This window comes from Kluyvera sp. CHPC 1.2972 (assembly GCF_036759925.1).
In the GTDB taxonomy this organism is placed as follows: Bacteria; Pseudomonadota; Gammaproteobacteria; order Enterobacterales; family Enterobacteriaceae; genus Kluyvera.
The window spans coordinates 36,011-60,193 of record NZ_JAPKIB010000015.1 but is presented as its reverse complement, the minus strand read 5'-3'; the positions used below and the strand labels follow the sequence as shown (position 1 = coordinate 60,193).

Annotated in this window: 23 protein-coding genes; 15 read left to right on the top strand and 8 right to left on the bottom strand. The window is 50.8% G+C overall.

Annotated features, from left to right (window positions below):
* Nucleotides 1-215: 215 nt before the first annotated feature.
* On the top strand, nucleotides 216-1,124 hold the full coding sequence (gene galU, locus V6944_RS19010) for a UTP--glucose-1-phosphate uridylyltransferase GalU (RefSeq protein WP_333500091.1): 909 nt from the start codon (nucleotides 216-218) through the stop codon (nucleotides 1,122-1,124).
* A 169-nt stretch (nucleotides 1,125-1,293) separates the two neighbouring features.
* Here galU and hns read toward each other — a convergent pair whose 3' ends face one another.
* Nucleotides 1,294-1,701 carry a histone-like nucleoid-structuring protein H-NS gene (gene hns / locus V6944_RS19005; protein WP_333500090.1) on the bottom strand — a complete coding sequence of 136 codons (408 nt, stop codon included), beginning with the start codon at nucleotides 1,699-1,701 and terminating at the stop codon, nucleotides 1,294-1,296.
* Nucleotides 1,702-2,609: 908 nt separating this feature from the next.
* Between hns and tdk the strand changes: the two genes are divergently transcribed.
* Complete coding sequence (gene tdk, locus V6944_RS19000) at nucleotides 2,610-3,239, top strand: thymidine kinase (RefSeq protein WP_333500089.1); 630 nt, start codon at nucleotides 2,610-2,612, stop codon at nucleotides 3,237-3,239.
* A gap of 140 nt (nucleotides 3,240-3,379) precedes the next feature.
* Here tdk and adhE read toward each other — a convergent pair whose 3' ends face one another.
* Complete coding sequence (gene adhE, locus V6944_RS18995) at nucleotides 3,380-6,049, bottom strand: bifunctional acetaldehyde-CoA/alcohol dehydrogenase (RefSeq protein ID WP_333500088.1); 2,670 nt, start codon at nucleotides 6,047-6,049, stop codon at nucleotides 3,380-3,382.
* A gap of 496 nt (nucleotides 6,050-6,545) precedes the next feature.
* On the opposite strand from adhE, the gene V6944_RS18990 reads away from it, so the two are divergent.
* The 8 genes from V6944_RS18990 (at nucleotide 6,546) to V6944_RS18955 (ending at nucleotide 14,413) form a co-directional block, all read left to right on the top strand.
* On the top strand, nucleotides 6,546-7,193 hold the full coding sequence (locus tag V6944_RS18990; protein WP_220440816.1) for a YchE family NAAT transporter: 648 nt from the start codon (nucleotides 6,546-6,548) through the stop codon (nucleotides 7,191-7,193).
* 589 nt (nucleotides 7,194-7,782) lie between these two features.
* A complete protein-coding gene (locus V6944_RS18985; RefSeq protein ID WP_333500087.1) occupies nucleotides 7,783-7,905 on the top strand; it encodes a hypothetical protein in 123 nt (40 codons plus the stop codon).
* 47 nt (nucleotides 7,906-7,952) lie between these two features.
* Nucleotides 7,953-9,581 (top strand): oligopeptide ABC transporter substrate-binding protein OppA, encoded by a 1,629-nt coding sequence (gene oppA, locus V6944_RS18980; protein WP_333500086.1) that lies wholly within the window; start codon nucleotides 7,953-7,955, stop codon nucleotides 9,579-9,581.
* Nucleotides 9,582-9,665: 84 nt separating this feature from the next.
* Nucleotides 9,666-10,586: an oligopeptide ABC transporter permease OppB gene (gene oppB / locus V6944_RS18975; protein WP_333500085.1), complete on the top strand. Its 921-nt coding sequence runs from the start codon at nucleotides 9,666-9,668 to the stop codon at nucleotides 10,584-10,586.
* A gap of 14 nt (nucleotides 10,587-10,600) precedes the next feature.
* Complete coding sequence (gene oppC, locus V6944_RS18970; RefSeq protein WP_333500084.1) at nucleotides 10,601-11,509, top strand: oligopeptide ABC transporter permease OppC; 909 nt, start codon at nucleotides 10,601-10,603, stop codon at nucleotides 11,507-11,509.
* A gap of 11 nt (nucleotides 11,510-11,520) precedes the next feature.
* Nucleotides 11,521-12,516, top strand: coding sequence for an ABC transporter ATP-binding protein (locus V6944_RS18965; RefSeq protein ID WP_185669964.1), 996 nt, complete (start codon nucleotides 11,521-11,523; stop codon nucleotides 12,514-12,516).
* Complete coding sequence (gene oppF / locus V6944_RS18960) at nucleotides 12,513-13,517, top strand: murein tripeptide/oligopeptide ABC transporter ATP-binding protein OppF (RefSeq protein ID WP_220440814.1); 1,005 nt, start codon at nucleotides 12,513-12,515, stop codon at nucleotides 13,515-13,517. The genes V6944_RS18965 and oppF overlap by 4 nt, the downstream gene beginning before the upstream one ends.
* Nucleotides 13,518-13,570: 53 nt before the next feature.
* A complete protein-coding gene (locus V6944_RS18955; protein WP_333500083.1) occupies nucleotides 13,571-14,413 on the top strand; it encodes an ion transporter in 843 nt (280 codons plus the stop codon).
* A gap of 40 nt (nucleotides 14,414-14,453) precedes the next feature.
* Here the strand turns inward: V6944_RS18955 and V6944_RS18950 are convergent, their stop codons facing one another.
* Together V6944_RS18950 and cls are read right to left on the bottom strand one after the other, a co-directional pair.
* Entirely contained in the window at nucleotides 14,454-14,783 is a 330-nt protein-coding gene (locus tag V6944_RS18950; RefSeq protein ID WP_185669961.1) for an HI1450 family dsDNA-mimic protein, read from the bottom strand.
* A 33-nt stretch (nucleotides 14,784-14,816) separates the two neighbouring features.
* Nucleotides 14,817-16,277, bottom strand: coding sequence for a cardiolipin synthase (gene cls / locus V6944_RS18945; RefSeq protein WP_185669960.1), 1,461 nt, complete (start codon nucleotides 16,275-16,277; stop codon nucleotides 14,817-14,819).
* Between the two features lie 143 nt (nucleotides 16,278-16,420).
* Here cls and V6944_RS18940 point away from each other — a divergent pair, with 143 nt between their 5' ends.
* The gene (locus tag V6944_RS18940; RefSeq protein WP_123652457.1) at nucleotides 16,421-16,594 is read left to right on the top strand and encodes a YciY family protein; all 174 of its coding nucleotides are present in this window, start codon (nucleotides 16,421-16,423) and stop codon (nucleotides 16,592-16,594) included.
* A 64-nt stretch (nucleotides 16,595-16,658) separates the two neighbouring features.
* On the opposite strand, the gene V6944_RS18935 is transcribed toward V6944_RS18940, so the two are convergent.
* Entirely contained in the window at nucleotides 16,659-16,955 is a 297-nt protein-coding gene (locus V6944_RS18935) for a YciI family protein (RefSeq protein WP_064545104.1), read from the bottom strand.
* A 220-nt stretch (nucleotides 16,956-17,175) separates the two neighbouring features.
* Between V6944_RS18935 and tonB the strand changes: the two genes are divergently transcribed.
* Nucleotides 17,176-17,895 (top strand): TonB system transport protein TonB, encoded by a 720-nt coding sequence (gene tonB, locus V6944_RS18930; RefSeq protein ID WP_333500110.1) that lies wholly within the window; start codon nucleotides 17,176-17,178, stop codon nucleotides 17,893-17,895.
* A gap of 29 nt (nucleotides 17,896-17,924) precedes the next feature.
* Here tonB and V6944_RS18925 read toward each other — a convergent pair whose 3' ends face one another.
* Both V6944_RS18925 and pfkB read right to left on the bottom strand, forming a co-directional pair.
* Nucleotides 17,925-18,785: a fructosamine kinase family protein gene (locus V6944_RS18925; RefSeq protein ID WP_333500082.1), complete on the bottom strand. Its 861-nt coding sequence runs from the start codon at nucleotides 18,783-18,785 to the stop codon at nucleotides 17,925-17,927.
* 274 nt (nucleotides 18,786-19,059) lie between these two features.
* Nucleotides 19,060-19,992: a 6-phosphofructokinase II gene (gene pfkB, locus V6944_RS18920; RefSeq protein WP_333500081.1), complete on the bottom strand. Its 933-nt coding sequence runs from the start codon at nucleotides 19,990-19,992 to the stop codon at nucleotides 19,060-19,062.
* 316 nt (nucleotides 19,993-20,308) lie between these two features.
* Here pfkB and V6944_RS18915 point away from each other — a divergent pair, with 316 nt between their 5' ends.
* Both V6944_RS18915 and V6944_RS18910 read left to right on the top strand, forming a co-directional pair.
* The gene (locus V6944_RS18915; RefSeq protein WP_333500080.1) at nucleotides 20,309-21,067 is read left to right on the top strand and encodes a DUF481 domain-containing protein; all 759 of its coding nucleotides are present in this window, start codon (nucleotides 20,309-20,311) and stop codon (nucleotides 21,065-21,067) included.
* 270 nt (nucleotides 21,068-21,337) lie between these two features.
* Nucleotides 21,338-21,583 carry a hypothetical protein gene (locus V6944_RS18910; protein WP_333500079.1) on the top strand — a complete coding sequence of 82 codons (246 nt, stop codon included), beginning with the start codon at nucleotides 21,338-21,340 and terminating at the stop codon, nucleotides 21,581-21,583.
* Between the two features lie 269 nt (nucleotides 21,584-21,852).
* Here V6944_RS18910 and yniD read toward each other — a convergent pair whose 3' ends face one another.
* Complete coding sequence (yniD, locus tag V6944_RS18905) at nucleotides 21,853-21,960, bottom strand: small membrane protein YniD (protein WP_185668624.1); 108 nt, start codon at nucleotides 21,958-21,960, stop codon at nucleotides 21,853-21,855.
* A 292-nt stretch (nucleotides 21,961-22,252) separates the two neighbouring features.
* Between yniD and thrS the strand changes: the two genes are divergently transcribed.
* Nucleotides 22,253-24,181, top strand: coding sequence for a threonine--tRNA ligase (gene thrS / locus V6944_RS18900; protein ID WP_333500078.1), 1,929 nt, complete (start codon nucleotides 22,253-22,255; stop codon nucleotides 24,179-24,181).
* Nucleotides 24,182-24,183 lie beyond the last annotated feature (2 nt).

Genomic DNA, 24,183 nt, shown 5'->3' with positions numbered 1-24,183 from the left:
CGTTGGTCAGCCTCATTATCTTTTGTGACAGTGTTTCAATCTGTAACCTGAGTTTATGAGCGGCGTTCCCTCCTACAGCTCAACGCTTCGAGTATTTATCTTAATTCGAGGTTAACGCATCCTTTTCGGAGCAGCCTCATGTGGCTGTGATGATATACTCAATGCGTTATTAATTAACGAGCAAGTTCAAAGTTTGAACAGTTCAGGAGATTTGAATGGCTGCCCTAAATTCGAAAGTAAGAAAGGCTGTAATTCCGGTGGCGGGATTAGGTACAAGGATGTTGCCAGCAACGAAAGCAATTCCTAAAGAAATGTTGCCGTTGGTGGATAAGCCTTTAATTCAGTATGTTGTGAACGAGTGTATTGCAGCTGGTATCACTGAAATTGTACTGGTGACCCATTCTTCCAAGAATTCTATTGAAAACCACTTTGACACCAGCTTTGAGCTTGAAGCTATGCTGGAGAAGCGCGTAAAACGTCAGCTTCTGGAAGAGGTGCAGTCCATCTGTCCACCGCACGTGACTATCATGCAGGTGCGTCAGGGCTTGGCGAAAGGCCTGGGGCATGCGGTACTGTGCGCGCATCCTGTCGTGGGTGATGAGCCTGTAGCGGTCATCTTGCCAGACGTCATTCTGGATGAATATGAATCCGATCTGAGCCGTGACAACCTTGCTGATATGATTGCTCGTTTCGATGAAACGGGTGCCAGCCAGATCATGGTTGAGCCAGTAGCTGACGTTACCGCGTACGGTGTGGTCGACTGTAAAGGGGCTACCCTGAACCCAGGCGACAGCGTACCGATGGTTGGCGTGGTTGAGAAACCAAAAGCGGACGTTGCACCATCTAACCTGGCCGTTGTGGGCCGTTATGTCCTGAGCGCTGAAATCTGGCCGCTGTTGGCGAAAACCCCTCCAGGTGCCGGTGATGAAATTCAGTTAACCGACGCTATTGATATGCTGATCGAAAAAGAAACGGTTGAAGCGTATCACATGAAAGGTAAGAGCCACGACTGCGGGAATAAACTGGGTTATATGCAGGCGTTTGTCGAATATGGTATTCGCCACAATACGCTGGGTGAAGATTTCACCGCCTGGCTGCAAGACACGTTGGGCGTTGCAAAGTAATTTAACGAATGTTGCTAAAGCCGGGGAAACCCGGTTTTTTTTATCGCTAAATAACACAAATGGATAAAAAGTGAGCTTTGTTACACTGACGTGTTATCACCCCTCCGTGTTTTTCAGGCATAAAAAATCCCACCGTAGCGGGATTTTTACGAAGCAGGATTGATTAACCTTAGATCAGGAAATCGTCCAGGGATTTACCCTGCTCATCCATTGCTTTTTTGATAACTGCTGGAGTACGGCCCTGGCCAGTCCAGGTTTTGGTTTCGCCGTTTTCGTCAACGTAGCTATATTTGGCCGGACGAGCAGCGCGTTTAGCTTTAGTGCCAACTTTAGCAGCAGCCATGCTATTCAGCAGTTCGTTCGGGTCAATACCGTCAGCAATCAGCATTTCGCGATATTGTTGCAGTTTACGAGTGCGCTCTTCAACTTCAGCAGCGGCCGCGTTTTCTTCTTCACGACGTTCGTTAACAACAACTTCTAATTTTTCCAGCATTTCTTCAAGCGTTTCAAGGGTGCATTCTCTTGCCTGCGCACGAAGAGTACGGATGTTGTTCAAAATTTTAAGTGCTTCGCTCATTGTAGTAATCTCAAACTTATATTGTGGGGTGGTTTGTTGAGGTAATAATAGAGCGATAAAATCAGTTGTGCAATAGGGAAGAATGTAAGGAATTCAAAATAACCTGTTATTTGGTGCGATATTTAATATGTATAAGTTAAATTGCTGACGGACGCCCACTTCCGCGCTGCGCTTATTGTTAGTAGGCAACACGCGATAACACGCGGGATAGAGGACGGTTTACCTACATAAATATACTCCGTATGGATAAATATCAACCTTATGTATTAGCTGGAATGCATCCTTTTCCGAACACGGTTTTATCGCGGCAAAAGGGGGGATACCGTTGGCGCTTTGTGCTCTCCAGGCTTTCTGTCGCCACATCCATTAACCTTCTTTCATCTATTTGACTGATAGCAAGCCGCGATAAATTGTATACGCACGGTAAGTAAGTTCAATAGCGGTAAACGGTAACGAGGGCGTGCAGCATCCGGAGGCATGTCTTTATGCCCATAGTTATGACGATGTTATTTTTAGGAAGGTTACGTTTAATTTGCAGATAACAATGGCAAGGACTTCGCTACACAAATTGTGGTGGATCACATTTTCTCTGTTGGACTCATTAATGTTTTCAACTATTAATCCGGCTAGCTATTTTTACTACACGGCGATTAACCTACCCGAACGCGTGAGGTAAACCGTTAAATAGTTCTGTCGAATGATGATGTTACGGGCTGAGTCTGCGTCATTATAGGATACGGTCGTTGAGCTATTGTTTAATATTTTCTGTAGACTCTGCGTGTGCCCGCATGCCGTGTTAATCCCTATGTTGAGGTATACATAACGTCAGGATGACACAGGAAGCCAGGGAGTTAATATGGTACACTGCGCTCCGTTTAAAAAACGTATCGATTAGGACTCCTCAGCCAATGGCACAACTTTATTTCTACTACTCAGCAATGAATGCGGGGAAGTCGACGGCACTTTTACAGTCGTCATACAATTACCAGGAGCGGGGGATGCGCACCATCGTTTATACCGCTGAAATAGACGATCGCTTTGGTGCCGGTAAGGTCAGTTCGCGTATTGGCCTCTCATCACCCGCTAAGCTGTTTAATCAGGGCAGCCAACTGTTTGATGAAATTAACGCTGAGAACGCCCGTGAGGCGGTTAATTGCGTACTGGTGGATGAATGCCAGTTCCTGACGCGTGAACAGGTCTACGCGCTCTCTGATGTGGTGGATAATCTGGATATTCCGGTATTGTGTTATGGCCTAAGAACCGATTTCCGTGGTGAACTGTTTACCGGCAGTCAGTACCTCCTGGCGCTCTCAGATAAACTGGTCGAATTAAAGACTATCTGCTTCTGCGGGCGTAAGGCCAGCATGGTACTGCGCCTCGATCAAGAAGGGCGTCCGTACAATGAAGGTGAGCAGGTGGTCATTGGTGGCAACGAGCGCTATGTCTCCGTTTGTCGCAAGCATTACAAAGAAGCGCTGGAAGAGGGCTCGTTGGCCGTTATCCAGGAGCAACATCGTCACACCTGCCGTTCCTGTTAATCCTCTCCTGATGCGTTTCCTGCTGTTTTTACTATGAGCAGGGGGGAACGCGCTGCCTTCTTTACCGCTTATCAGACATAAAAAAAGCCCCATCAATGATGGGGCTTGTTCGTTTAGCTTTTCAGCCAGAAATCAGCGAATTATTTCTTCGCTTTTTTCTCAGCTTTAGCCGGTGCAGCTTCTTTCTTCTCTTCTACTCCACCTTCAACGAATTCACGTCCGTAGAAGGTATCCAGCAGAATTTGTTTCAGCTCAGAAATCAGCGGGTAACGTGGGTTAGCACCAGTACACTGGTCGTCAAACGCATCTTCAGACAGTTTGTCAACGTGTGCCAGGAAGTCAGCTTCCTGTACGCCAGCTTCACGGATAGACTTAGGAATACCCAGTTCAGCTTTGATCTCTTCCAGCCAGCCCAGCAGTTTTTCGATTTTCGCTGCGGTACGGTCACCCGGTGCAGACAGACCCAGATGGTCAGCGATTTCAGCGTAGCGACGACGTGCTTGCGGACGGTCGTACTGGCTGAATGCAGTCTGTTTAGTTGGGTTGTCGTTCGCGTTATAACGAATAACGTTGCTGATCAGCAGGGCGTTCGCCAGACCGTGAGGAATGTGGAACTGAGAGCCCAGCTTGTGCGCCATGGAGTGACATACACCCAGGAAGGCGTTGGCAAACGCGATACCTGCGATGGTGGCTGCACTGTGAACGCGTTCACGCGCTATCGGGTTCTTAGAACCTTCGTGGTAGGACGCTGGCAGGTTTTCTTTCAGCAGTTTCAGAGCCTGCAGAGCCTGACCGTCAGAGAACTCGGAAGCCAGCACGGAAACGTAAGCTTCCAGGGCGTGAGTTACCGCATCCAGGCCACCGAAAGCACACAGGGACTTCGGCATATCCATAACCAGGTTGGCATCAACAATCGCCATGTCTGGAGTCAGCGCGTAGTCAGCCAGTGGGTATTTCTGGCCAGTTGCGTCGTCGGTTACTACCGCAAACGGCGTCACTTCAGAACCGGTACCGGAAGTGGTGGTGATAGCAACCATTTTCGCTTTCACACCCATTTTCGGGAACTTGTAGATACGCTTACGGATGTCCATAAAGCGCAGCGCCAGTTCTTCGAAGTGAGTTTCTGGGTGTTCGTACATGACCCACATGATTTTGGCTGCGTCCATCGGGGAACCGCCGCCCAGTGCGATGATCACGTCTGGTTTGAAGGAGTTCGCCAGCTCTGCACCTTTACGTACGATGGTCAGAGTCGGGTCAGCTTCAACTTCGAAGAACACGTCAGTTTCAACGCCAGCGGCTTTCAGTACAGAAGTGATCTGGTCTGCGTAGCCGTTGTTGAACAGGAAGCGGTCGGTTACGATCAGCGCGCGTTTGTGGCCATCAGTAATCAGCTCATCTAACGCGATTGGCAGTGAGCCACGACGGAAGTAGATAGATTTCGGAAGTTTGTGCCACAACATGTTTTCAGCTCGCTTAGCAACGGTTTTCTTGTTGATCAGGTGCTTAGGACCAACGTTTTCAGAGATGGAGTTACCACCCCATGAACCACAACCCAGAGTCAGGGAAGGTGCGAGTTTGAAGTTGTAGAGGTCACCGATACCACCCTGAGAAGCAGGGGTGTTGATCAGGATACGCGCGGTTTTCATCATCTGACCGAAGTGAGCAACGCGTTCTGGCTGGTTGTCCTGGTCGGTGTACAGGCAAGAGGTATGACCGATACCACCCATCGCAACCAGTTTCTCAGCTTTCTCAACAGCATCGTTGAAGTCTTTTGCACGATACATCGCCAGAGTTGGCGACAGTTTTTCGTGTGCAAACGGCTCGCTTTCGTCGACAACTTTCACTTCACCAATCAGGATCTTAGTGGTTACCGGTACGGTGAAGCCTGCCAGTTCAGCAATTTTGTATGCTGGCTGACCAACGATAGCGGCGTTCAGCGCGCCATTTTTCAGGATGATGTCCTGAACGGCTTTCAGCTCTTTGCCCTGCAGCATGTAGCCACCGTGGCTTGCGAAACGTTCGCGAACGGCATCGTAAACGGAGTCAACAACAACAACGGACTGTTCAGAAGCACAGATCACGCCGTTATCGAAGGTTTTAGACATCAGAACAGATGCCACCGCACGTTTGATATCAGCGGTTTCGTCGATAACAACAGGGGTGTTACCTGCGCCTACGCCGATAGCTGGTTTACCGGAGCTGTATGCTGCTTTAACCATACCTGGACCACCGGTCGCAAGGATCAGGTTGATGTCCGGGTGGTGCATCAGTGCGTTAGACAGTTCTACAGACGGTTGGTCAATCCAGCCGATCAGATCTTTTGGTGCGCCAGCAGCGATTGCAGCCTGCAGAACGATATCTGCTGCTTTGTTAGTTGCATCTTTAGCACGTGGGTGCGGAGAGAAGATGATGGCGTTACGCGTCTTCAGGCTGATCAGCGATTTGAAGATAGCGGTAGAAGTTGGGTTAGTGGTCGGTACGATACCGCAGATGATGCCGATTGGTTCAGCGATAGTGATGGTCCCGAAAGTGTCGTCTTCAGACAGAACACCACAGGTCTTTTCATCTTTATAGGCGTTGTAGATATACTCAGAAGCGAAGTGGTTTTTGATCACTTTATCTTCAACGATACCCATGCCGGATTCGGCAACGGCCATTTTTGCGAGAGGGATTCGAGCATCTGCAGCGGCCAGAGCGGCGGCGCGGAAGATTTTGTCAACTTGCTCTTGAGTGAAACTGGCATATTCACGCTGGGCTTTTTTTACGCGCTCTACGAGTGCGTTAAGTTCAGCGACATTAGTAACAGCCATAATGCTCTCCTGATAATGTTAAACTTTTTTAGTGAATCATCTGCTCGACAAGTCAGTATAGACAAATCGCCTGCAGCTGGCGAAAAAGTTAAGGAAACAAGGTGTTATCCACGAACTGATTCACTGATTTACTAAAAGAGCTTCGATTTAGCCAAGGAGCTCACCGGCCGGGATACGCTATTTTTATGAAGCCGTTTCCCTTTTGGTGTAAGCAGATTACCCACTTCTGAGTACGATTTGCATGATCTAAATCAAGTTTAAGCCAAGCTGACACCTTTCAGCAGGGCGCTTTTAGCAAATTATAAATGCCGTTAATCAATCGTGAGTAGTTGTGGGTTTAACATTAGCATATTTTATACAACTCTGTAACACTCTGTTTTGTACCCGGTTTTATGGATAATTCAGATGAACCTAAGGCCTAAACAGGGTATTGTCAGCGCAAATTATGGTTTGCCGTTCGTCAACTACTAACTTTTAATGATGCTCTGGGGTTAACGTGATTCAAACGCTGTTTGATTTTCCTATCTTCTTTAAGTTCTTTATTGGCCTGTTTGCGCTGGTCAACCCGGTGGGGCTGATTCCTGTTTTCATCAGTCTGACGAGCAATCAGACGGCGATGGTGCGAAATAAAACCAATCTGACGGCGAGCCTTTCCGTCGCCATTATCCTGCTGACGTCTTTATTCCTTGGCGACCTGATTCTGCAACTGTTCGGTATTTCCATTGATTCCTTCCGTATCGCCGGTGGGATTCTGGTGGTCAGCATCGCCATGTCGATGATCAGCGGCAAGCTGGGGGAGGACAAACAGAATAAGCAGGAGAAGTCGGAAACCTCGGTGCGTGAAAGCCTTGGCGTGGTACCGCTGGCACTGCCGTTGATGGCTGGGCCTGGGGCGATCAGTTCGACCATCGTGTGGGGTACACGCTTCCACTCTCTTCCTTATTTACTCGGTTTCTCGCTGTCCATCGCGCTGTTTGCTTACTGCTGCTGGGGGATTTTCCGTATTTCGCCGTGGCTGGTGCGTATGCTGGGGCAGACGGGGATCAACGTGGTGACGCGTATTATGGGTCTGCTGCTGATGGCATTGGGTATTGAGTTTATTGTGACCGGCATCAAATCTATCTTTCCAGGCCTGGTCGGTTAATTATGCTGCGGTAGTCGTCGCGTGCTCGTCGCGATTACCGCCGTGACTATCAGAAAAACATATTCATCAACTTTTGTTATGGCGCATGCATAATTAATTTGAATGTTTTGAAAAAGCGATTTTAATCAATCAGATACTTTCTCGCCCTGCCTGTTTTATCCGCAACTCACATGTTATTTCTCTCACACCATACTCTGGTGCTTGCTGTTAGATAATTGAAATGATATTAGTAATTTCAGTTTCAATGCAGAGTTATGTGCTAAAAAATAAGCAACTGTTAAATTTTCGTACAAAAAACGCACATCTTTGCAGAGCACGCACGTACAGGGCGCTGTTTTTATCTATCTAATTGAAAAATATTGATTTCAGATAGGTTAGCTTTGCGATTACGCTACTGGCCAACGCGCAATATGTTGAGCAAAAGAGAATTGCTTAACAAATTTGCAAATTATATTGGCGGCAGTGATAGGCATTTGGTACTTTCCGGCCTGAGTGATTCGCAAGATAAAATTTTGTAAACGGTAACTGTTTCTAGTTGTAAGCAGTTATTAACGGATAAGAAAAGTTTCCCGGCAGGGGGAAGCTTTTAATGAATCGACGTCAGGTTGCCAATAAGAGCAACCGTAATAAAAAAGTCGGTGATAGCAGCAGTAAAACGACCCGGCAGACGCAAAAATCTCCTGCGCTGTACGGGAACCCGAAAGGGGATTAAACAGGCTGGCGTGAGTCAGTAATAATAATGAACGGAGTATCAACACAATGTCCATCATCACAAAAAAAAGCCTGGTTGCGGCTGGGATTCTCACCGCACTGATCGCGGGTAATGTCATGGCTGCAGATGTTCCTGCAGGCGTACAGTTGGCAGAAAAGCAAACGCTGGTACGTAATAACGGTTCCGAAGTGCAATCGCTTGATCCACATAAGATCGAAGGCGTTCCAGAATCCAATATTAGCCGCGATCTGTTTGAAGGATTACTTGTTAGCGACCTGGACGGCCATCCGGCACCGGGTGTTGCAGAATCCTGGGATAATAAAGATTTTAAAGTCTGGACCTTCCATCTGCGTAAAGATGCCAAATGGTCCGACGGTACCCCCGTTACCGCGCAAGATTTCGTTTACAGCTGGCAGCGTTCGGTTGATCCGAAAACCGCATCTCCTTATGCAAGTTACCTGCAGTATGGCCATGTCGCCGGTATTGATGAGATCCTCGAAGGCAAAAAACCGATTACCGATCTCGGCGTAAAAGCGGTTGACGACCACACCTTAGAAGTGACCTTAAGTGAGCCGGTTCCTTATTTCTACAAACTGCTGGTGCACCCGTCGACTTCGCCGGTACCAAAAGCAGCAATCGAAAAATATGGCGAAAAATGGACCCAGCCGGCGAACATCGTCACCAACGGTGCCTATAAATTAAAAGATTGGGTGGTGAACGAGCGTATCGTCCTTGAACGCAGCCCAACCTATTGGAATAACGCGAAAACGGTTATCGATCAGGTTACCTTCCTGCCAATCTCTTCTGAAGTGACTGACGTAAACCGCTACCGTAGTGGCGAAATCGACATGACCTATAACAATATGCCGATTGAGCTATTCCAGAAGCTGAAAAAAGAGATCCCGAGCGAAGTTCATGTCGACCCGTATCTCTGCACCTACTATTACGAAATTAACAACCAGAAAGCACCGTTTACCGATGCGCGCGTGCGTACCGCACTGAAGCTGGGTATCGATCGCGATATTATTGTTAATAAGGTTAAAGCGCAGGGCGATATGCCAGCTTATGGCTACACGCCGCCTTATACCGATGGCGCAAAATTGACGCCACCAGAATGGTTCGGTTGGACGCAGGCTAAACGTAACGAAGAAGCGAAAAAATTGCTGGCCGAAGCGGGCTACACTGCGGATAAACCGCTGACCATTAATCTTCTGTACAACACATCCGATCTGCACAAGAAACTGGCGATTGCTGCTGCATCGTTGTGGAAAAAGAACATTGGCGTGGATGTGAAGTTGGTTAACCAGGAGTGGAAAACCTTCCTGGATTCCCGTCATCAGGGGACGTTCGATATCGCGCGTGCAGGCTGGTGTGCGGACTATAACGAACCGACCTCTTTCCTGAATACCATGTTGTCTAACAGCTCAATGAATACCGCGCACTATAAGAGCCCGGCATTCGATAGCATCATGGCGGAAACGCTGAAAGCGACCGATGAAGCGCAGCGTACCGCACTGTATAGCAAAGCAGAGCAGCAGCTCGATAAAGACAGCGCGATTGTACCGGTTTATTACTATGTCAACGCCCGCCTGGTGAAACCGTGGGTCGGTGGTTATACCGGAAAAGATCCGCTGGACAACACCTATACAAGAAACATGTATATTATTAAGCACTAATGGCAATACGTGGGTCAGGCCTTGCTTGACCCACGGTGTCTCGCGTTACTGCATTATTACAGGCACAGCCAAAAGGTATGGGCAATGTTGAAATTTATTCTCCGTCGTTGTCTGGAAGCGATTCCGACGCTATTTATTCTAATTACTATTTCGTTCTTTATGATGCGCCTTGCGCCGGGAAGTCCTTTTACGGGTGAGCGTACGTTGCCGCCGGAAGTGATGGCAAATATTGAAGCGAAATATCATCTGAACGATCCTATTACCACTCAGTATTTTAACTATCTGAAACAGCTTGCTCACGGTGATTTTGGGCCATCGTTTAAATACAAAGATTATACGGTGAACGATCTGGTGGCGAGCAGTCTGCCGGTATCCGCCAAGCTTGGCGCCGCAGCGTTTCTGCTGGCCGTTATTCTCGGTGTGTCGGCGGGGGTGCTGGCTGCGCTGAATCAAAACACCAAGTGGGATTACGCGGTCATGGGGGTGGCAATGACCGGGGTGGTCATACCGAGCTTCGTTGTCGCGCCGCTGCTGGTGATGATATTTGCGATCACGCTGCATTGGCTGCCCGGTGGTGGCTGGAACGGCGGGGCGATCCAATTCATGATTCTGCCGATGGTGGCGCTTTCTCTGGCCTATATTGCCAGCATTGCGCGTATTACCCGCGGCTCGATGATTGAGGTTTTACACTCCAACTTCATCCGTACCGCACGAGCGAAAGGGTTACCGATGCGGCGGATTATTTTCCGCCATGCGTTAAAACCTGCGCTGTTGCCGGTGCTTTCTTATATGGGGCCTGCCTTCGTCGGTATTATTACCGGTTCGATGGTTATCGAGACAATCTACGGTTTACCGGGGATTGGACAGCTGTTCGTTAACGGGGCGCTTAACCGCGATTACTCCCTGGTGTTGAGTCTGACCATTCTGGTTGGTGCTCTGACGATCCTGTTTAACGCGGTGGTAGACGTACTCTACGCCGTGATTGACCCGAAAATCCGTTACTAAGGCTGGAGTTCGCCATGATGTTAAGTAAAAAAAACAGCGAGGCGCTGGAAAACTTCAGTGAGAAGCTGGAAGTTGAAGGGCGTAGCCTCTGGCAGGATGCGCGTCGACGCTTCATGCACAACCGCGCGGCGGTTGCCAGCCTGGTTGTGCTCGTTGTGATCGCACTGTTCGTGACGCTGGCGCCCATGTTGTCGCAGTTCTCCTACTTCGACACCGATTGGGGCATGATGTCCAATGCGCCGGATATGGCCTCCGGGCACTACTTCGGCACCGACTCCTCCGGGCGTGACCTGCTGGTTCGCGTCGCTATCGGTGGGCGTATATCCTTAATGGTTGGGATCGCCGCTGCGCTGGTGGCCGTGATTGTCGGCACGTTGTATGGCTCACTGTCTGGTTACTTGGGTGGTAAAGTCGATTCGGTGATGATGCGCCTGCTGGAAATCCTCAACTCCTTCCCGTTCATGTTCTTTGTGATCCTGCTGGTAACCTTCTTTGGGCAAAACATCCTGCTGATCTTCGTGGCTATCGGGATGGTGTCCTGGCTGGATATGGCGCGTATCGTGCGTGGTCAGACTCTCAGTCTTAAGCGCAAAGAGTTTATCGAAGCGGCACAGGTAGGCGGTGTATCGACCGTCAATATCGTGGTTCGCCATATCGTGCCGAACGTGCTGGGCGTGGTGGTGGTTTACGCCTCGCTGCTGGTGCCGAGCATGATCCTGTTCGAATCCTTCCTGAGCTTCCTCGGCCTGGGTACCCAGGAGCCGTTGAGTAGTTGGGGGGCATTGTTAAGCGATGGGGCAAACTCAATGGAAGTTTCGCCGTGGCTGCTGCTGTTCCCGGCCGGATTCCTGGTTGTGACCCTGTTCTGTTTTAACTTTATCGGCGATGGCCTGCGTGATGCCCTCGACCCGAAAGACCGTTAAGGAGAGTTGCCATGAGCACAATTGAAACGGCAACGGCATCTGAGCGGTTGCTTAGCGTTAAAGACCTGCGCGTCACCTTTAAAACCCCGGACGGCGACGTGACCGCGGTGAACGATCTCAACTTCAGCCTGCGTGCGGGTGAAACGCTGGGGATTGTTGGCGAGTCCGGTTCCGGTAAGTCGCAGACCGCATTTGCGCTGATGGGGCTGCTGGCCAGTAACGGGCGTATTGGCGGTTCGGCGCTGTTTAACGGTAAAGAGATCCTTAACCTGCCCGAGCATCAGCTGAACAAGCTGCGCGCCGAGCAGATCTCGATGATTTTCCAGGACCCAATGACCTCGCTGAACCCGTATATGCGCGTTGGCGAGCAGTTAATGGAAGTCCTGATGCTACATAAAGGCATGGGCAAGGCCGAAGCGTTTGAAGAGTCGGTCAGAATGCTGGACGCGGTCAAAATGCCGGAAGCGCGTAAGCGCATGAAAATGTACCCGCACGAGTTCTCCGGCGGTATGCGTCAGCGCGTGATGATCGCCATGGCGCTGCTGTGCCGGCCAAAACTGCTGATTGCCGATGAACCAACCACCGCGCTGGACGTGACCGTTCAGGCGCAAATTATGACCCTGTTGAACGAGTTGAAGCGCGAGTTCAATACGGCGATTATCATGATCACCCACGATCTGGGCGTCGTTGCCGGGATCTGCGATAAGGTGCTGGTGATGTACGCCGGGCGGACCATGGAATACGGTAAGGCGCGCGATGTGTTCTATCAGCCTGCGCACCCGTATTCTATTGGCTTGCTGAATGCCGTTCCACGTCTTGATGCCGAGGGTGAGTCGCTGCTGACTATCCCTGGTAACCCACCAAACCTGCTGCGTCTGCCGACCGGTTGCCCGTTCCAGCCTCGCTGTCCACATGCGATGGAGGCCTGCAATAGCGCGCCGCCGCTGGAAGAGTTTGCGCCGGGCCGTTTACGTGCCTGCTTTAGAAACGTGGGGGAACTGGTATGAGCGCCGTGACTGACGAAAGAAAAGTGCTGCTCGAAATTGCAGACTTAAAGGTCCACTTCGAGATCAAAGATGGGAAACAGTGGTTCTGGCAGCCGCCAAAAACGTTGAAAGCAGTCGATGGCGTGACCCTGCGTCTGTATGAAGGCGAAACGCTGGGCGTGGTGGGCGAGTCAGGCTGCGGGAAGTCGACCTTCGCGCGCGCTATTATCGGGCTGGTGAAGGCCACGGAAGGTAAAGTGGCCTGGCTTGGTAAAGATCTGCTAGGGATGAAACCGGATGAGTGGCGCGCTGTGCGCAGCGATATCCAGATGATTTTCCAGGATCCGCTGGCCTCGCTGAACCCACGTATGACCATCGGCGAGATCATCGCCGAGCCGCTGCGCACCTACTATCCGAAGATGCCGCGCCAGGAAGTGCGCGACAAAGTGAAAACCATGATGATGAAGGTTGGGTTGCTGCCGAACCTTGTCAACCGTTACCCGCATGAGTTTTCCGGTGGTCAGTGTCAGCGTATCGGTATTGCCCGCGCGCTGATCCTCGAGCCGAAGCTGATTATCTGTGATGAACCGGTGTCGGCGCTGGACGTATCAATCCAGGCGCAAGTGGTGAACTTGCTGCAGCAACTGCAACGCGAGATGGGACTGTCGCTTATCTTCATCGCCCACGATCTGGCGGTGGTGAAGCATATCTCTGACCGCGTACTGGTGATGTATCTTGGGCATGCGGTAGAGCTTGGTACCTACGATGAGGTGTACAACAATCCACTTCATCCGTACACCAGGGCGCTGATGTCCGCGGTGCCGGTTCCTGACCCGGATCTGGAGCAGAATAAAACCATTCAACTGCTGGAAGGGGAACTGCCGTCGCCAATTAACCCGCCGTCAGGCTGCGTATTCCGTACGCGCTGTCCGCTGGCAGGGCCAGAATGTGCGAAAACGCGTCCACTTCTGGAAGGGAGTTTCCGCCACGCGGTTTCCTGTCTCAAGGTTGACCCGTTATAATCGTCAGGGCTGGCAGTTTGCCAGCCCTTTTATTTTGACGAGGAGATAACGTGGTGGCTATTAGCGCTTTGCGCCATCGTCTTTATCATTTCTTATTCGATCAACGTACGCGCACCGGCCGACGGTTTGAAGCGCTGTGCGGACTGTTTGCGCTATTAAGCGTTATCGTTATTTTTATCGAATCAGGGATTGGCACAACCTACCATCTGACTTTCGACGAATGGCATGCCTTCGTGCTGCTGGAAGTTGGATTTACCCTTATGTTTACCCTGGAATATCTTCTGCGGGTATTCTGCTGGCCACAACCGGCGCGCTACGTCTTCAGCTTCTGGGGATTTATCGATCTCGCGACGATTCTGCCGTTGTACGTTATTTTGCTATGGCCAGAGATTGGCGTGGAATATCTGTTCGCCTGGCGAGCGATGCGCGTGATCCGCGTGTTGCGTATTCTGAAACTGCTGCGCCTGATGCCTGCGCTGAACAGTTTGTGGAGCGCTATCGTTAATTCACGGCATCAGTTGATTCTGTTCTATGCCTTTATTGGCATTGTCATGGTCGTCGCGGGCGCGCTGATGTACGGCATAGAAGGGCCGGTAAACGGCTTTACCACGCTGAGCACCTCGGTGTATTGGGCGATTGTCACGGTGACAACGGTTGGTTATGGTGATATTACGCCGCATACCGCACCGGGCAGAACGGTGGCGTCGATTCTTATCTTAATCGGCTACTCTGTCATTGCTATCCCAACCGGGATTATCACCGCGCAGATGACCACTGAGTTTCAAAAACGCCGCCATGAACGCGTGTGCCCGCACTGTAAACAGCGCGACCATGATCCGCAGGCGCGTTACTGCAATGGATGTGGGACGGCACTTCCCCGTGAGCTTGGGACATAAAAAAGGGCAGCGTTATGCTGCCCTCTGATTAACATTTTACTTATTCTCGCCACAGAATATGGCAGAGCTTGTGATCTTTTTCGCGACACAGCAGTACGCGTGCGAAGATATCGTTCAGTTCGCCGCCGTCGGTATCCGCCAGACCGATAACCACTTCCGCAAAGAAGTCCGGGTTCAGGTCGTAATCAACGTGTTCCTGCCAATCTTCCGCTGGGTCGAACAGCTCGGCGCCGCCGCGTTCTTCGAACTGCAGGTTGAACAGAAGAACATCGGCGGGGTCGAGATTATCGACCGCCAGTTCGAGGAAAATGTCGTAAGCCTGCTCGAGCGTTTCGTCTTCGGTAAGACGATTATTTAAATCCATATCCATGATGGCTACCTGTTGAGTTCTGTTGGGCACGTTTTACAGCAACGGACTGAAGAAGTAAAACAGACGTTCGGCAATGCGGTGCCAGAAGGGACGTTTGACCCATAACCGCGCATCCAGTAACCGGGAGCGGGAAATGTAGTCGTCCTGCACGGAGGCTAAATCGGCGCCGAATCCGGCATCATCAATCACCAGCGTGATCTCGAAATTGAGCCACAGGCTGCGCATATCAAGATTAACGGTGCCGACCAGGCTCAGTTCCCCATCGACCAGCACGCTCTTGGTGTGCAGCAGGCCACCTTCAAATTGATAAATTTTCACCCCTGCTGCCAGCAGTTCGGTAAAGAAGGCGCGGCTTGCCCAACCCACCAGAACTGAATCGTTCTTACGGGGCAGAATAATGCTGACATCAACCCCACGCTGAGCCGCCGTGCAGATAGCATGCAGCAGGTCTTCGCTCGGGACGAAGTAGGGGGTGGTCATGATCAGATATTCACGGGCAGAATACGCCGCCGTTAATAATGCCTGATGAATCAAATCTTCCGGGAAACCCGGGCCTGAGGCGATGGTCTGGATGGTATGCCCGCTGGCCTCTTCAAACGGCATAATGTTGAGGTCTGGGGCTGGGGGTAAAATGCGCTTGCCGGTTTCTATCTCCCAGTCACAGGAGTAGACAATCCCCATGCCGGTAGCGATAGGGCCTTCCATTCGCGCCATCAGATCAATCCACTGACCGACGCCGGAATCCTGTTTAAAGAAACGCGGGTCGACCATGTTCATACTGCCGGTGTAGGCAATATAGTTATCAATCATGATCATTTTGCGATGCTGGCGTAAGTCCATACGGCGCAGGAACACACGCATCAGATTAACTTTGAGGGCTTCCACCACTTCGATGCCAGCATTGCGCATCATGGCCGCCCACGGGCTGCGGAAAAATGCCACGCTGCCAGCAGAGTCGAGCATCAGGCGGCAGTGCACGCCGCGTCGGGCCGCGGCCATCAGCGACTCGGCAACCTGATCGGCCATGCCGCCGGGCTGCCAGATATAGAAGACCATCTCAATATTATGTCGTGCGAGCTGAATATCGCGGATGATGGCCTGCATCACATCATCGGATTCCGTTAACAGCTGTAGCTGATTGCCCTTAAGACCAGCAATACCCTGGCGGCGTTCGCACAGTTTGAACAGCGAAGAGGCGACCTGGCTGTTGTCCTCGGCAAAAATATGTTTGCAGGCTTTGAGATCGTTAAGCCATTTTGCCGTCGACGGCCACATCGCGCGTGCGCGCTCGGCGCGGCGTTTACCGAGATGGAGCTCCCCTAAAGAGAGGTAGGCGATGATCCCAACCAGCGGCAGGATATAAATAACCAGCAGCCAGGCCATCGCTGAGGGCACGGCGCGGCGCTTCATTAAAATACGTAGCGTTACCCCGGCTATCAACAACCAATACCCCAAAATTGCCATCCAACTCACTACGGTGTAGACGGTTGTCATATGTCGAAAATCCTTTTGAATGCCAGTTGTTAAGAGTTTACGCATCAGAAGGCATCTGGCAAATAAAAACACCATGAGAAAGCGCTGGTCAGCACTAAGCGAGGGGCTATAATGGTCCGTCTTTTTTTGAAAGAGCGTTAGAAATGAAGCGTAGTAGACCGGAAGTGGGGCGCTGGCGGATGCTGAGACAGGCGAGCCGTCGCAAGTCGCGTTGGCTGGAAGCTCAGTCTCGCCGTAATATGCGTATCCACTCCATCAGAAAGTGCCTTGTCGGTCGGCAGCGCAATTGCCTGCTGTTCGCCATCTACGATCTCTGATGATATAAAAAGGGCACCGTCAGGGTGCCCTCAGTTTTTTTTAGCAAGCACCAGCCTGCCTGTATCAGAATACTTTTTTATAAGGTTTTACTGAAACCTGCTGATAAACACCCGCGGCAACGTACGGGTCATCCTGCGCCCATGACTGCGCGGCTTCCAGTGATTCAAATTCTGCAATAACCGTTGAACCGCTGAAACCGGCGGCGCCCGGGTCGTTGCTATCAACGGCAGGCATCGGGCCTGCGGTCAGCAGGCGGCCTTCGTCGTGCAGAAGCTGCAGGCGAGCGAGGTGAGCCGGACGAACGGAAAGACGTTTTTCAAGAGAGTCGGCGATATCCTGGGCATAGATGACGTAAAGCACGGGCGGAACTCCTGTTTAAATAATTTGCGAATTACGGTAAGGGAAAGCGTCAGCGACTGCAATGCAAAGTTTTCGCGGCGTGAAAAGTTGTGTTTTGGCGGGGGTTTTTTAGGCAGGAAGGGGAAAAAATTGATCGAAGATAAGATGTCTTATTGAATATGATTGTCATTTGCATTTAAAATCGGGGTCTCATTTTTCAACTGTAACGACTATGACTGCAATGACCCTTGATTTACCTCGCCGCTTCCCGTGGCCGACGTTACTCTCTGTTGGTATTCACGGTGCCGTCGTCGCTGGTCTGCTTTATACCTCGGTACATCAGGTTATTGAACTGCCCGCACCCGCTCAGCCGATTACCATTACCATGGTCGCGCCTGCCGATTTAGAGCCGCCACAGGCGGTGGTTCAGCCACAACCGGTCGTCGAGCCTGAACCCGAGCCAGAGCCGGAACCGATCCCTGAAGTACCGCAGGCCCCGGTCGTTATTCATAAACCGAAGCCTAAGCCTAAGCCGAAACCTAAACCGAAGCCGGTGAAAAAGGTTGAGCAGCCGAAACCGGAAGTTAAGCCGGTTGAGCAGCGCCCGCTTTCTACGGTGAACAACGATGCGCCACCTGCGCGTTCCGTGGCGAATAATCTGCCGGGGGCAAGTGCGCCGTCGGTTAATGCACCGACGGGCCCACGTGCGCTGAATCGTCCGCAGCCGGGTTACCCGACGCGTGCGCAAGCATTACGTATTGAAGGTAAAGTGCGAGTGAAGTTTGACGTGACCGCCGATGGCCGCGTTGAAAACGTAGAAATTCTCTCCGCTCAGCCATCTAACATGTTTGAACGTGACGTGAAAACGGCGATGCGTAAATGGCGCTACGAATCCGGGAAGCCGGGGACGGGGCTGATTATGAATATTGAGTTCCGCCTGAAGGGCGTACAGATGAACTAAAGCAAAGCCCCCGCAAGGGGGCTTTGTCGTTATACGGCAAGAACGTTATCCAGCGCCTTTTGCGCGATAACCAGATGCTGTCCGCCAAACAGAATGGCCCGGTTAATGAGGGTATATAGCTGATACACCGGCTGGCGTTCAAGAAAATCGGCCGGCAACGGTGAGACGGACTGATAGCCATCGTAGATTTGCGGCGGCTGGTCGGGATGCAGCGGCAGCATGGCAAGGTCGCACTCGCGGTCTCCCCAATAACAGGCCGGGTCAAAAATGTACGGCCCGTTTAGCCCCAGCGCGCAGTTGTTTGACCACAAATCACCGTGCAGTAAAGAAGGCTGTGGCTGGTGCGAGCTCAGGCGCTGCTGAACGTGATCGACTATCGCATCGATATCACCAAACTCCATTCCTTTCTCCGCCGCTAATTCCAGCTGCCAGCCAATACGCTGCTCGGCGAAAAAGTTGGACCAGCGCCGTTGCCAGGCGTTGGGCTGCGGGGTGGTGGACAGATCGTTATCGAAGTCGAGGCCGAACTGGGGTTGATCGCTCCATTCGTGCAAACGGGCCAGTTGTTGTCCTAGTAAGAAAGCATTATGCGCATCCAGCGGACGCGGCGGGAGATACTCCATGACCAGGAAGCTGTAGTCGCGATCGGTGCCGACAACGAAGACTTCAGGGACGGTCACGGTTTTACTGCGGGAAAGCAGCTCAAGCTGATCGGCCTCCGCGGTAAAAATGGGCAGTAATTCTCGTTCATCGCATTTGACGAAAAAATCACGACCCGCATAGCGCATATGCCATGCGGCATGGATCTCTCCGCCGGGCAGTTCAGTACGCTGATCGATTTCGCCACTTCCAAGTTGCTCGCCTAACAGGCTACTGATCGCTTGCCACATGATGTCTCTCCCCATGTTTTCTGCCATATCATAAGGTTAGCGCATAAATACCGGGTAAAAATACGAGCTAGACCGCACAACGGGTAAAAAGAGTGTAGAAAGCAGAGGCAAGGTCATATGCCTTCTGCGACAGACGCATGATGGCTCACCCGTGGCAATGGTTGGCTCAACCATCATGATGCACGCCATTGTTAACAATGGAGTTTGGTTAGCATAGCCGATTACGGCAATTTCGCGACTCGCGGCGGGCTCCGCGAGTCCGATTCTTGAACATTTAGTGCTGTTGCAGGTAATCGTAAATTTTTTGGGTATTTTCCCGTGAGCACAGACGCGTGCCCTGGTTGATCGTTGCGGCACTGCCTGCGGCGACCCCGAAGCGGACCATCTCTTCCAGGCTGGCGTGCTCAGCAAGTTTCAGTGTCATCGCGCCAACCATGCTATCACCCGCACCTACGGTGCTCTGGCTTTTAATTGGCGGGGGAACAACCTGTACGCAGTTTTGTTCATCCACTGCCAATGCCCCCTGGGCCCCTAATGACACCACCACCCGACGCGCTTTACCGCTGCGGACAATCTCCTGAGCGGCGTTGCGAACGTCATCAGGCTGGACAAGTTCGCGCTGGACCAGCGCACTCAGCTCTTTCTGATTCGGTTTAACCAACTCGATTTGGCCAATGGCTAACGCGGCGGTAAGCGCATCGCCAGAGCTATCGATAACGCAGCGCAGCCCATGGTGTTGAGCCGCTTTAATAAGCGTTGTGAACTGCTCAAGGGAAATTCCGGGCGGCAGACTGCCGCTGATAACCAGCAAAGAGCCTGGTGCAATCTGCAGGACCTTTTGCTGAATTTGCTGCAGTTCATCTTCATGGAGCGTCGCGCCGGGCATGACAAATCGATATTGTTCGCCGCTGGCATTGACGTGGACGTGAAGGTTCTGGCGGGTCCATTCGTGAGCTCGGATACTCTCAACGGGAACATTTTCTTGCTGGAGTAGGGCGACCAGATGCTCGCCCGTGGCGCCGCCGGCAGGAAATATAGCGGTAGCGCGACCGCCAAGGAAGGTAATTGCGCGAGCAACGTTAATACCGCCACCGCCCGGTTCAAATACGGGAGAACTGCAGCGTAGTTTGCCTTCCGGATAGATTTGCGGCGTTTGAGTGGCACTGTCGAGTGAAGGAGCGAGTGTAAGCGTGTAGATCTGAACCATAGCGATAACCTCCCTTTATGAGCTAGCGGACGGCTCTAAGTGCAATTATGTTTAAGTTTGGCACCCGTTTGCTCATAAAGGAAGAAGCAACGGACTGATTTTTATAGAAAAGTGTAAAGAAACAGTCGTTTTCTTATTATGAAATAAAACGTGATTTAAGAGGGCTCTTATTCAAAAAATGAAAGAAGAATAGATTGCTATGTTATACGTGCCTTTTTATAATTTGTTGCCTTTCTACGGACCACCCCATCGTTGATCCTCGCGAAAGTTCCCGGGACGGAATCGTCTCCTATTTTGTTGTGCGGACCTTTAATAAATGAAGCTTTTGAAGACAGTACCGGTAGCGGTTGTGCTGCTGGGGGGCGTGTTTGCGTCTATGTATGCAACCGCCAGTGATACCGTTTTTACTGTTATGGATGACCCAACTACCGCTAAGAAGCCTTTTGAAGGCAACGTCAATGCGGGCTATCTCTCGCAGGCTGGCAATACCAAAAGTACGTCAGCCACCGCAGATTCCACGCTTACATGGTATGGTGCCACGACAGCATGGTCCTTGTGGGGCACGGCTAGCAATACCTCTGCAAACGATGAACGCTCTTCCGAGAAATATTCCGTCGGTGGTCGTAGTCGTTATAATATGACGGATGCAGACTACCTGTTTGGTCAGGCTAGCTGGTTGACCGACCGCTATAATGGTTACCATGCGCGCGACGTGTTTACGGCTGGTTATGGCCGCCAGTTCCTGACCGGGCCTATCCACAGCTTCCGCTTTGAATTCGGTCCTGGTGTTCGCTATGACGAATACACCAATGGCGACACGGAAACCCAGCCGCTGGGCTATGCTTCCGCCACCTATGCCTGGCAGATGACCGAGACAGCGAAATTCACTCAGGGCGTCTCCGTCCTTGGAGCTGATGATACTACCGCGAACTCAGAAACTGCGCTGAACGTTGCGATTAACGCGCACTTTGGTTTAAAAGTGGCGTACAACGTGACCTGGAACTCAGAGCCACCGGCAACGGCACCGAATCACACCGACCGTCGTACATCGTTGACCCTGGGTTACACGATGTAATCATTTACAGGCTGGGGGATCTCCCAGCCTGTATTTTCAATTTATCGTTTTGTGTTATTATTAAAAACAACCGCTGTTTTATTTTATTAAAAATACAAGTTCTCCATAATATCTCCACATTCGACCTTTCTGACATATATTCAGTAAATTTGACACGAATAGCTAAATATTTTGACTAGGCAAAAGTGTGATCTGGATCTACACTTGTATTCAAGGGCGAAATGATGCCTTAGCGTTCTAAAGTCTTAATCAAGTCAGAGAATAAACATTATGAAAAATATCAAAATCGTATCTGCAGCTATTCTGCTGTCAGCACTCTCTTTCGGCGTATTTGCTGCCGAACCAGTAACCCAACCTGCCAGTTCTACAAACACCACTACCGCGCAGCACATCGGTATCTCCAATGCGCACGACGTTGAAGCAGGCTCTAACATGGCGCCAGGCTCACAGTCTACCGGTCAGTCTATGGATGACGCGTTTAACGTACATACCCTGGTTGCGGGCGGTTGGTCCTAATATTTCTGTGCTGTAATAATTTGATTTTCGTTCAGTTATTAATACCGGCAGAGAAAACCGGGTAGAGTGGTACCGGTTTTTCTTGCTGCTATTTATTTCAAATTCAAACTTCAGTTTTTGTATTTTACATGTAAATCTGAATCAGATTTAGCCGCACATATTGTCAATTAATCTGCGTTAACAGCATTTTCTGTATATATTTTAATGCGCTGACCAGAATGTTAAATTGGCTTCAATGCTTCACCTTATTAACCGCAACGTCCTCGCTATTATCCCCAGATCATCGCCGCCCATCGGAGCAGAAGCATTGCGCCACAGATAGCGATCAGTACCAGTACCATTTTCCAGTGTTTTTTCGCGAATCGATGTGATGGCATTTTCTATCCTTATGTCTTTAAGATCTCACGTAGTGTATCAGAATTGTTGGTAAAGATAGCAGTGTGTACCCCATAGGGTAATTGCGGCTTTTATCATGTCCTGATGATGTGTAAACTAACCCACGGTGTTATCAACGGGCGGATGCAGGCGGAGCAGGGTACACAATTTGTACACACTCCTCATTTTTTGCAGAGTGAAGCAGAAATCAATCCATAACCTGTTGATAAATTTAATCATATAGTTTTGTATGTGCTCTTTCGTGTGGGGCACCACTGCAAATAAGGACATTAAATGCCTGTAATTACTCTTCCTGATGGCAGCCAACGCCATTACGACCACGCCGTTAGCCCAATGGATGTTGCTCTGGACATCGGTCCTGGCCTGGCAAAAGCCACCATCGCTGGGCGCGTAAACGGTGAGCTGGTTGACGCTTCCGATCTGATTGAAAACAATGCCACCCTGTCTCTCATCACCGCAAAAGATGAAGACGGTCTGGAAATCATCCGTCACTCCTGTGCCCACCTGCTTGGTCATGCGATCAAACAGCTTTGGCCAAACACTAAAATGGCTATCGGCCCGGTGATTGACAACGGTTTCTACTATGACGTTGATCTTGACCATACGCTGACCCAGGAAGACATCGACGCGCTCGAAAAACGTATGCACGAGCTCGCCGAGAAAAACTACGATGTCATCAAGAAGAAAGTGAGCTGGCATGAAGCCCGTGAAACTTTCGTCAAACGTGGTGAAAACTATAAAGTTTCCATCCTCGATGAAAACATCGCGCATGATGACAAGCCTGGCTTGTATCATCACGAAGAATACGTCGACATGTGCCGTGGTCCGCACGTGCCGAATATGCGTTTCTGTCATTACTTCAAGCTGATGAAAACCGCCGGTGCTTACTGGCGCGGCGACAGCAATAACAAAATGCTGCAGCGTATCTATGGTACTGCATGGACGGACAAAAAAGCCCTCAATGCCTACCTGCAGCGTCTGGAAGAAGCGTCAAAACGCGATCACCGTAAAATCGGTAAGCAGCTCGATCTGTATCATATGCAGGAAGAAGCGCCGGGTATGGTGTTCTGGCATAACGACGGCTGGACTATCTTCCGCGAACTGGAAACTTTCGTACGCTCTAAGCTGAAAGAGTACCAGTATCAGGAAGTGAAAGGCCCGTTTATGATGGACCGTGTGCTGTGGGAAAAAACCGGCCACTGGGACAACTATAAAGATGCGATGTTCACCACTTCTTCAGAGAACCGTGAATACTGCATCAAGCCAATGAACTGCCCTGGTCACGTTCAGATCTTTAACCAGGGTCTGAAATCCTACCGCGACCTGCCGCTGCGTATGGCGGAGTTCGGTAGCTGCCACCGTAATGAACCGTCAGGTGCACTGCATGGCTTAATGCGTGTACGCGGCTTCACTCAGGATGACGCCCATATCTTCTGTACGGAAGAGCAGGTGCGTGATGAAGTGAACGCATGCATTCGTTTAGTCTATGATATGTACAGCACTTTCGGTTTCGAAAAAATCGTGGTCAAACTTTCAACGCGTCCGGAAAAACGTATCGGCAGCGATGAAATGTGGGACCGTGCTGAAGCGGATCTGGCGGTTGCGCTGGAAGAGAACAACATCCCGTTTGAATATCAACTGGGTGAAGGCGCATTCTACGGTCCGAAAATTGAATTTACCCTGTATGACTGCCTCGATCGTGCATGGCAGTGCGGTACTGTACAGCTGGACTTCTCTCTGCCGTCTCGTCTGAGCGCCTCCTATGTAGGCGAGAACAACGAGCGTCAGGTACCGGTGATGATTCACCGCGCAATTCTGGGGTCTCTGGAGCGCTTCATTGGCATCCTGACCGAAGAGTTCGCTGGTTTCTTCCCAACATGGCTTGCACCCGTGCAGGTTGTGGTGATGAACATCACTGATTCTCAGTCCGAATACGTTAACGAATTGACCCGCAAACTACAAAATGCAGGCATTCGTGTAAAAGCGGACTTGAGAAATGAGAAGATTGGCTTTAAAATCCGCGAGCACACTTTACGTCGTGTCCCTTATATGTTGGTCTGCGGTGACAAAGAGGTGGAAGCTGGCAAAGTTGCCGTTCGCACCCGCCGTGGTAAAGACCTGGGCAGCCTGGACGTAAGTGAAGTGATTGAGAAGCTGCAACAAGAGATTCGCAGCCGCAGTCTTCAACAACTGGAGGAATAAGG